Here is a 2,768-nt window from a genome sequence, read left to right on the forward strand (position 1 = left end):
GGCATCGCCTCGGCCCGCGCGGCGGACGGGCGCCCGGTGCAGGCGGTGCTGCGCGCCTACCGGGTCGCGGGCACCGTCCTCACGGACGAGGTCGCCGCCCGCGCTCCCGCCCTCGGCGCCGCCGACGCGTTCGCGCTGGCCCGCATGCTCCTCGTCAGCCTCGACACCCTCTCCGAGGAGATGGCCACCGCGTACGCGGCCACCAGCGAGGACCTGGCCGCCGACCGGACCCGGGCGCTGCGCCTGCTGCTCGACGACCTGATCGCCGGGCGGCACGCCTCGGTGGGCGCGCTGGCCGACCGCTCCGCCCGGCTGGACGTCCACCTTCCGGACCCCTGCTGTCTGCTGGTGGCCGAGCCGGCCGCCACGGACCGTCCCGATCCCGGGCACGGGACCGCGACGGACCTGCTCGACCCCGGGCACGGGACCGCGACGGACCTGCTCGACCCCGCGCACGGGACCGCGACGGACCTGCTCGACGCGCTGGCCCCTTCCGGCGGCGAGGTGACCTCCCTGGCGACGGTACGGGGCTCCCGCGCCGTCCTGCTGCTGCCGCTCGCGGCGTCGGCCCGCGTGGGGGCGGTCCTCGGCGAACGGTCCTGGCGTGGCTGTGTCGTCACCGGCGAGGGCCTGGACCGGATCGCGCTCGCGCACCGGCTCGCCGCCGACGCGCTCGACACCGCCCCGGCCCACGCCCATCGGTCCGGGCAGGTGCTCACCGACGCCGACGCGCAGGTCCTCGCCCTGCTCGGCGGCCGCCCCGCGTCCGCGCCGGACCACATCGCGCGGCTGGTGCTCGGACCACTCGCCGAGCCCGCGCAGCGGCATCTGCTGGACGCCCTCACGACGTACATCGACTCGGGCTCGGCGAACGCCGCCGCGCGGGCTCTGCATCTTCACCCGCAGTCCCTGCGCTACCGCCTGCGGCGCGTGCGCGAGCTGACCGGGCGTGACCCCCGCGACCCCTGGCACCGGCTCACCCTGGACATCGCCCGGACGATCCGCGACTGAGGCTCCGTCACTCCTCGTCGCCCGGATCGTCCCCCGCCCCGGTGTCCGGGCCCTGCGCACGGACCCGCTGCACATGCTCCAGCGAGTCGCGCAGTTCGCCCAGCCAGTCGTCGGTGTGCCGCTGCACGAGACGGACGCACCAGGCCAGGGCGTCGCTGCGGCTGCGGGCGACCCCGGCCGCGACGAGCGTGTCGAGGACCTGGCGTTCGGGCTGGCGCAGCCGGGTCATGACGGGCGCGGCGACATGGGTGAACAGGGCGCGCTCGGTGCCGCACTCCACGCCCCAGGAGACCTTCTTGCGGAAGCGGTGCTCCGCCTCGCGGGCCACCTCCACGCGGTCCTCGCGGGTGCGCTCGCGGAACTCCTGGATACGGGCCAGGAGCGCCGCCTCCTTCTCGGCGGCCGAGGCGCCTTCGGCGAGCCTCGGCTCGGGGATGCGGCCGACGACGGTGATCTCCTCACGGTCGGCGGTCACCTCCGACAGGCTCTCGAAGAGATCGTCGGGCAGGCGGCCGGCGAACCAGCCGCGCAGCTTCTCGCGTTGCTCCGATGTAATCATGTAATCACCATTACTCTCTCGCGAGCGCGACGCAAGGGGTCCGGGGGAAGTCCGCCGACAGCTGAAGTCGAGGCGGCGTGCCGGTTCAAGCGGAATGTTTCAGGCCTATTGCTGAGCCGTGTCTTTCCGGCCAGCCGGCCGTTGGCGGTCACCGGCGGGCGCTCAGTTACGGGCTTCACGCGTTCGAATTCTGTGACTTCGCGCCACTGATTCAATACTCAAAGTTACCGAAACGTGTGGGGTCGATGTGTGTTTCCTGTGCGTTCTCGGCAGACTCGCGCTCGCCGAACCGGCACCGACCGAGCCGGTCTCGCATTCGATCGAGCGGAAGGATGCACACAATGCCGAACACCGCGCGTTGGGCAGCGACTCTCACCCTGACGGCCACCGCCGTCTGCGGCCCCCTCCTCGGGTCCGCCCAAGCAGCCCCGTCCGGGCTCTACGCCCCCTCCGCCCTGGTGCTCACCACGGGCCACGGCCAGACCGCCGCCGCCGCGACTCCGGAACGCGCGGTCACTCTCAACTGCGCCCCGACGGCGTCCGGGACCCATCCCGCCGCGCCGGACGCCTGTGCCGAACTCCGGGCGGTCAAGGGTGATCTGAACGCGCTGACGCCACGGAACGACGTCTTCTGTACCAGGCAGTACGACCCCGTGGTCGTCACGGTCGAAGGCGTCTGGCAGGGCAAGCGCGTCTCGTACGAGCAGACCTTCGCCAACGAGTGCGTGAAGACCTCCTACGGGATGACGGTCTTCGCGTTCTGAGAGACCGGGATCGCGTGGCCGTCGTGGACATGGACCGGGATCCGTAGCTGGGGAGTGCGGGACCCGTCACGAAGCGCCATGTGATTTCGCACCGAGGGCCGGTCAGACGGAGTGGGGCCGTCGACCGGCCTTCGGCATGTCCGCGTGACGCCGGCGCGTCCGCGACGCGGGTGTCACCCCGTGGAGGGCGCCGCCGGGCCGTCCCCCGGCCCGTGCCCGTGCCGTATCACGCCGGGGCGGTCCGTGCGCCGCACGGCCCATGTCCGTCACCGGTCCGGGTCACCCGGGATGCCCGTGCGGCCGAGATGGAGTAGCGGTGGAGCATGGGTGCACTCCTCGACTGGGACCAGCGGCTGTTCACACGGGTGGCCACCGTACGGGTGCCCGGAGCCGATCCGGCGCTGCTGCGGCTCAGCCACGCGGCCAACCACGGC

3 protein-coding genes are annotated in these 2,768 nt (G+C 73.0%); 2 read left to right on the top strand and 1 reads right to left on the bottom strand.

The genetic code is table 11. The features are described from left to right. Nucleotides 1-1,011 (top strand): PucR family transcriptional regulator (locus ACWEBX_RS38930; RefSeq protein ID WP_451889433.1); only part of this gene is annotated, 1,011 nt, incomplete at its 5' end. Nucleotides 1,012-1,018: 7 nt separating this feature from the next. Here ACWEBX_RS38930 and ACWEBX_RS38935 read toward each other — a convergent pair. Further along, on the bottom strand, nt 1,019-1,570 hold the full coding sequence (locus ACWEBX_RS38935) for a hypothetical protein (protein WP_451889434.1): 552 nt from the start codon (nt 1,568-1,570) through the stop codon (nt 1,019-1,021). 341 nt (nt 1,571-1,911) lie between these two features. On the opposite strand from ACWEBX_RS38935, the gene ACWEBX_RS38940 reads away from it, so the two are divergent. Beyond that, the gene (locus tag ACWEBX_RS38940) at nt 1,912-2,334 is read left to right on the top strand and encodes a protease inhibitor (RefSeq protein WP_451889435.1); all 423 of its coding nucleotides are present in this window, start codon (nt 1,912-1,914) and stop codon (nt 2,332-2,334) included. The last annotated feature ends 434 nt before the right edge of the window (nt 2,335-2,768 follow it).

It is taken from the genome of Streptomyces sp. NPDC005070, assembly GCF_053600395.1.

Bases quoted from the DNA above. Each gene is read 5' to 3' on its own strand.
- ACWEBX_RS38935 (WP_451889434.1), bottom strand. From the start codon at position 1,570: ATGATTACATCGGAGCAACGCGAGAAGCTGCGCGGCTGGTTCGCCGGC.
- ACWEBX_RS38940 (WP_451889435.1), top strand. From the start codon at position 1,912: ATGCCGAACACCGCGCGTTGGGCAGCGACTCTCACCCTGACGGCCACC.